This is a genomic window from Vibrio gelatinilyticus, from assembly GCF_022836845.1.
Lineage (GTDB): Bacteria > Pseudomonadota > Gammaproteobacteria > Enterobacterales > Vibrionaceae > Vibrio > Vibrio gelatinilyticus.
On the sequence record NZ_JAJNNZ010000034.1, the window covers coordinates 1 to 6,894 of the forward strand.

A 6,894-nucleotide genomic window follows, 5' to 3' on the forward strand; every position below is an offset into this window, starting at 1 on the left:
CAAAATAGTACCCGTTGCTTCCACACCATCTACAGCCAGAGTGTAGATTTCCGTCGCTTCGACTTCGTCATCGTCGACCGTTGGCAAGATAATGTCAAAAGCGCTTACTCCTGCTGGTACGTTCAATCTACCATCATCACCCAGCGTAACGCCGTTGGAAAATGAAATGTCTGCCAACGCCACATCTGGCGATGAAGGCAATGTCACTGGGAATGTCGTTGCTATGCTTGTTTCACTATCTAATGTCACGCGAAACGTGAAGGAATCACCTTCCGTAATTGAGTCATCGGGAATAGTGGAAATAGATGCGACACGTGGGATACTGATTGTCTCGAAAAACCGAAGAAGTGCGGTCGACTGAGTCGCGGTCAGGCCTTGTGCAATAAGCCCCTGTGTTTCAAACATTGTTTCTGCGATGGTTTCAGCTCCATCCCTCTGTACACCCGCAGATAGTGTCAAACTTGATCCAGCATCATCGCCAGCTGCTGGCGCCTGATCATCATCAAGGGTTGGATCCTGCCCCGCTTCAATTTGAGCGATAATATTGTCTACTTCAATATTTTGGCTGGCTCCATCAGAGCCAATTAATTGAATAGAGACATTTTCTCCAACATCCACATTGTCCACTGCTGAAATCACGACATCCCCAGGCCTTGGTGATGCTCCTTCAGAAAGAACTGCTAATTTACCACTAGCATCGAGAACGACTATTCCCGAAACTGTATTAAGCCCAAACAAATTATAAATAGCCATCATATTACCCAACGTAAGGAAAGCTCCGAACAAGGAGCCGTGTATGGTTGCTCAATCGTCAACTTTTTGACATTTTCTTTGGGTATAGCTCAACCTTGCGCGTTATGTGGGCAATTGAGGGATCAATTTGGATTTTTTTTATAAAGTCTCAAAAACGAAAAAGCCTCGCAAAAGCGAGACTTTTAAAGAGAGGCTGATTCTAAACGAAAGGCTTAGATATCATCCTTTATAATGAGCATATCTGCTAGGTTGCTTCTTACTGTATCGGCTGTTACGCCTTCCAATTCGATGGAAACGGTATCAGAACCTTTAGATATATTTAGTTCAGCATGGTCTCCTTTTTCAGAAACCGCCACATATTGCTCAATAATATCATCCGCTGACGACTCTACATCCTCAAACAGATCAGACAAATCGATTTTGTCTCCTTGTTCAATAGAAAAGTCGCTAATGGTGTCTGTGTTTCCATCTAGGTCAGTACTATCCCAGGCAAAGAGATCTGCGCCTTCTCCACCTGTTAAAATATCAGACCCGATGCCACCGGAAAGGACATCTTCACCCTCATCACCAACGAGGTAATCATCTCCGCCTCTGCCACGTAATACATCGTTACCTTCGCCACCACGGAGACCATCAGATCCTGTATCAGAACCATAAAGGATATCATCGCCCGCACCGCCAAACGCAGCGAGGTTACCACCGTCACTGATGACGACATCATCACCACTGCCCATGTTGACGGTGTCAGTCTCTGGCTGCATTTCATCAACGACTGTCGTTTTCAATATGCCATCGGCATCAAGGATTTCTCCGGACATAAATGCTGCATCTTCGAAGAAGTCTCGGCCGATGTCTGCTGGCGTATTTGGCTCTGAAGAGCCAGTATTAACAATGTTATCACCCGAACTAATACCAAGTTCGACATAGTCATTGCTGTCACCCGAATGGATACTGAGGTTGTCATCAAGCTCAACATTTTCTATATCATTTCGACCAGGAGAGCTGTGTATCTCTGCAGATTGTATAAATAGTTGCCCAGATGTATCCAGCGAGATTGAATCTACGCCATCTGCCGTTTGAACTCTTTCCTCTGCATCATTAACGATAATATCAACCACAGCTGTTTCACTGAAATTACCATTAGAATCTTGAGCTTTGTACACAATAGAATCGCGAATGCTAGCCTCTTCAACCTCAACACCCTGAAGAACAAAATCAACCTTATGCTCTTTCGTGGATGACGCGGTGATACGGATTTCATCAAAACCACTATCTAATTCAAGTTCTGCTGTATATTGATGATGTTCTATAGCACTGTTTTTGTCGACAACGACGGTTTCTTGATGCTCCCCATCTTTGTAAAGGTGAATGTGGACCTGTCCTGTCGCATTTTTGCCATTAAAATGTGCAGTCAAATTACCGAGTGAAACCGATGCCTCGGTCACAGACAGACTATTGTCAAACTTGACTGAAATGTATTCGTTCTTCTCGGAATCCACCTCATCAGAATTACCGTTTCTACCTTCACTGTTTACACCGATACCACGCTTATCACCGTTGGTATCATTAAAATCAATGGGGCAAGAACTCAGGTTATCCATATTGTGAACATCGTCTTTAAAGGTTCCTCCTGATAAGGTAATTCCCTGCTCCGTCAGTTTTTCTGGCTCCCATTCAAAATCATCGCCAGATGTATCAAATCCTGTGACAACATCGTCCACATCGTATTTTAGTTCTGTTGTATCTGTAATAACGCTGCCAACTTCGACCTTAACGTCTTTGCCATTTTCGTCGACGTAATAAAGTTGACCAAATTTCGCGTCCTCTACAATCAACACACTGGTTTCTTTGTCATCGCTGCTTGAAGCATCGTCTTCCATATCTTGAGCGTGATCGCTAAAGTCAATCTTGATACCGTCATCTTCGTCGTCAGAAATAACAACGAAGTCTTCAACTGTTGGCGCTGAATTTTCAGGTTCAACTGGATCAGCCGCCTTTTCAAGTACCGTGACGTTAATCACTTCAGAGACTGTACTATTAGGAACAGTATATTGTGCATCGGTCTCGGATGCGGTGACTTCAATAGTTACAGGATATTGACCCGGCTCGTCGATAGTGACTTGTAAGTTATTTAGGTTGCCCCAACCGCTAATATCAGCAATACCGTCACTTCCAACAGTCAGGGACGCTGCACCATTGGATACTACCGCCCCTTCTGGCAGCGCCTTCAACAAAATAGCTAACGATTCAGAACCATCGGTATCCGTTAGCGAAGCGCTAAAGTCACTTAGATGGATAGGTGAATCTTCATAGCCATAGTTGTCGACAACTAAAAGTGAAACATTGTCGAGCAGAGCGCCGTAGCTGTCGGTTTGGTTGGATTCGAAAACGAGTTTGTAGTCGCCCTCTAGAGGTGTTTCAAACTTAATTTCGTTTGAAGTCCAGGTGCTATTTTCGTCATAGACGAAAAGCTCCGTTCTCTCGCCTGCCTCGTTGACTAAAAACAGAGTCATTGGTGATGTTCCAACGGCCCGTGCTGCGATATCAAAACTGATGGAGTAAAACGCACCCGCTCTTGCGGTAAACTGAGTAAACAACGAATTGTCGGTACCTCTTCGTCCCTCTAGCTCGTAGATGTTGTTGCCTTGCTCGCCAGCTTCGGCATTTCGATAAACGCCCTCATTGCCAACTTCATTGGCCTCGCTTGAGTTGAGCGTACCCCAAATACCAACGGAGCCGTTGTTGTTAAGTTCTGTTTCAGTAACATTCCCTCTCCAAGCACTGCCGCCTAACTGCACATTTTCGAAATCGATAGAGGCAAGGATTTCAGCACCAGAAATGCTCAGGGTCGGTATATCGGTGACTGGTTTAACCGTCACCGCCAAGTCATGTTGCTCAAAGGCCGTACCACTAGAATCTAGACCACTAACACCCAGGATAAAGTCGTCGTCACTGTTTGCTGGTGGCTGAATCGATAGATTCTCTAGTTCACTCGGCGAGAGAGTAATAGCGTTATTGATGACGGTAAGCTCATTATCTCCATCAAAAATCTTCGCTCCATCTGGAATGTTGACAAGTGACACTTGCTCTACACCGCCATCTGATAACAAAGAGATGTCCAGAGTAATCTTGGTATCTTCATCACCTTGAGCTGCTGCGATTGCAAAATCAGCCACATCAGAAACAGAGATAGTAGATACGGCAGTATTGGACGGCTGACTATTTTCATCGTACACGGTGATTTCGATGATTCTGTCATCTTCATTTGGTGTATGACTTGTGTTGCTAAACAGTAGCTTCGCCATCGCCGCTTCATAATCTGCGGTGCTAGCCTCGCCTGTAAAGGTAATTAAAATACTACCTGAGGGTTGAGTTTCTGACGTAAACACAATGCCACTCATCAGATCGCCATGTGTTTCACCATCAACAGTGAGTACATCCCCCAACTCTGTATTCTTAAGAATCACTTCCGCATAAGAAATCGTATTGCGGTCATCTGAAATTGAAACATCATTGTCTACTACCGACACTGGGGCTTGATGTTCAGTAAAGCTGGCAGTGTAACCCGTTCCGTTGTCGCTTGAGTCAGGGCGAATGGTCACGACAAGATCGTTGTAATCTTTGTCGCTTTGTTGAAGTAGGATATCTTCGATATGTATCTCAGTGACCCCACTGTCATCGTTTGTCACTACAAATTTGTATTGCTCACTTTGGTCAGTCGATAAGTAGACCGGTTTGCTTGGCGCATTGCCATTGACGAGCAATTGTCCTTGATCATTAAAGCTCAATAACGCGTTGCCCGGTGTTTGTGAAGCTCCGTTGGCAATTAAAAAGAATTCAGCACCTTCTATTGATTCAAGGTTGGCTATTACATCGCCATTTGCAAGTTCACTATTGGTATTGTGTATTAATACTGTTGGCTCACTTGGGTTTCCTTCGCTATCAACAAAGAAATAACCAAATACATTAGAATACCCAGCGCTTTCACTTTCAAACACCACCTCATGGCCATCACCATTAAGATCGATCTTAGGTGGCTGGTTATCATTGTCTAATATGCTCGCCTGAGCTGATGAAGCCTGATCAATTTGTAATGTGAAAGACTCCGCGTCTTCTAAATCAAAATCATCAACGGTAGGCAATATCACATCGAACTCAGAAATTCCGGCAGGTACCTCAAGTTGACCAGTACTCTCGTTATACCTCACGCCATTGGAAAAGGTCATATTTGCAGGATCGATATCGTTGCGCTGTGCCGTATCCCCGCCAGCACCGAAATTAATGCTGTAAACAGAATCTATCAGAGCTACCTCACCCAAATTAACACTGTAAACTAGTGACTCACCTTCTATTACGCTTTCTGTATCTAATGTAACGCTGCCAATATCTGGTTGCGTAGGCGCAGGGTTGACCAGAACCTTAACCATTGCGGTATCAAAGCCACCTTTATCATCGGTAATCTGATACTGGAATTCAGCATCGCCAGAAAAGCCTTCCGGTAGGTCAAAGATGACGTTTCCATTTTCAATTCGAGCATCGCCAACAGTCTCACCAAACACGTAGGTGATGCGCAGGCTATCACCATCCAAATCACTGTCATTTGCAAGAATGTCAGCCAGTGGAACAATCACAGGCTCATCATGATCGAATTCAAACGCGGCAGATCCATTAGCAGTAGCATCGTTGTTGGCATTGGGTGAGGTATTACTTCTTCCATCATCGAAGGTTACCGAAGACTCTTCACTGTAAGTCCCATCAGAATCAACCGCCTTGTAGTCTATTGAATCCTCTAGGCTCGTTTCAATATAGCGAAGTTCCCAATTTCCGTTACCATGCGTGCCGACGGTTATACCTGTTATTAACAAGCCGTCAGCACCAGGGATGGCATCGGTTGATATTTCTAGCTCGTGGAACAGATCAGAGTTACCTTTCTCATCTTTTTGGAAGCCATTAGGATGGTCAAATGGGTAGTCAACAACCCGACCATCGCTCAAGGTAACTTGGAGCGTTACAAATGAGGAATTGCCATTATCAACTGCGCTTGAGAAATACCCACCCAAACCATCCAGCCCTAGATGAATACTAGAGGCGGGACGACTATCAAAATTAATAGTTAGAGTTTCACCTTGGTTTATACCTGCGCCAGCACCAATGCCTAAGCCATGGCCTATATGTCCTGCATCACCGCGATATTGAGTTAGCGCCCCCTTGTTACTCGAGATTGTAACTTGGTCGCCATTTTCAAACGTCACAGTTCGAACAGTGCCGCTTTGCGCTTCGCCCCAGTTATAAAAATCGTTTTGAGAAAGGCTCTGATCATCAAGCTGATCACCTTCTTTTGCACCGAGGACGAAACCTTGTGAATCATTACTAGCCTTGTAACTAATACTGTCGGACTCAAATATAGTGCCTGCAGCAATGATATTACCCTGTTCATCCGTGCGATGCAGATCATCCTCAGAGATCTCTCTAGTAATACCATTTTGGGTGTAGAAAAGAGTACCACCAATGGGCAATTCAGTAATGACAACGCCGACAACCTTGCCATCAGAGTTACTGCGATCATCTTCGATATCTGAAATATGATCGCTGCCAACACCGTCAAAGGAAACTTGGATAGGTTGTTCATCTGTAACTTCAACTGAAAAATCTGTCGCCACCGGCGCATCGTTGGTGCCTGTCACGGTAATGGTCAGCGTGGTTTGCGCAGCTGCGTCGTGCTCGTCGGTGACGGTCACGGGGATCTCTAATACTAACTTCTCGCCTTTGCCCAGGCTGTCGTAGGACGAAGCATCAAATGTATAACTGCCATCGGCATTGAACGTTAGGCCTTCTGCGGTGGAGTCGGTGCTAAAGCTAAGCTCGGCATCGTCGCCTAAATCCACATCCGAAGCACTCACTACGCCCGTAATCACCGTGTCTTCAATAACGCTGTCGGTTTTCGCCTCTGCGACTGGCGCGTCATTAGTGCCCGTCACGGTAATGGTAATGGTTTGCGGCTCACTCTTCGCGCCGTTGTTGTCCACCGCCACGTAGGTGAAACTCACCTCTTCGGACTGACCTGGCTCAAGCGCCTGGAAATCCTCACCAGGCTTGAAGGTGTAATTGCCGTTAGGTTTAAACACCAGCTCGCCTTTGCCT

Annotated in this window: 1 protein-coding gene and 1 pseudogene; both read right to left on the minus strand. The window is 45.4% G+C overall.

The window, feature by feature from the left end:
- A pseudogene (locus LNL84_RS19480) lies at positions 1–753 on the minus strand (hypothetical protein); the annotation flags it as partial.
- A 212-nt stretch (positions 754–965) separates the two neighbouring features.
- The gene (locus LNL84_RS19485; protein ID WP_244359522.1) at positions 966–6,878 is read right to left on the minus strand and encodes a VCBS domain-containing protein; all 5,913 of its coding nucleotides are present in this window, start codon (positions 6,876–6,878) and stop codon (positions 966–968) included.
- Positions 6,879–6,894 lie beyond the last annotated feature (16 nt).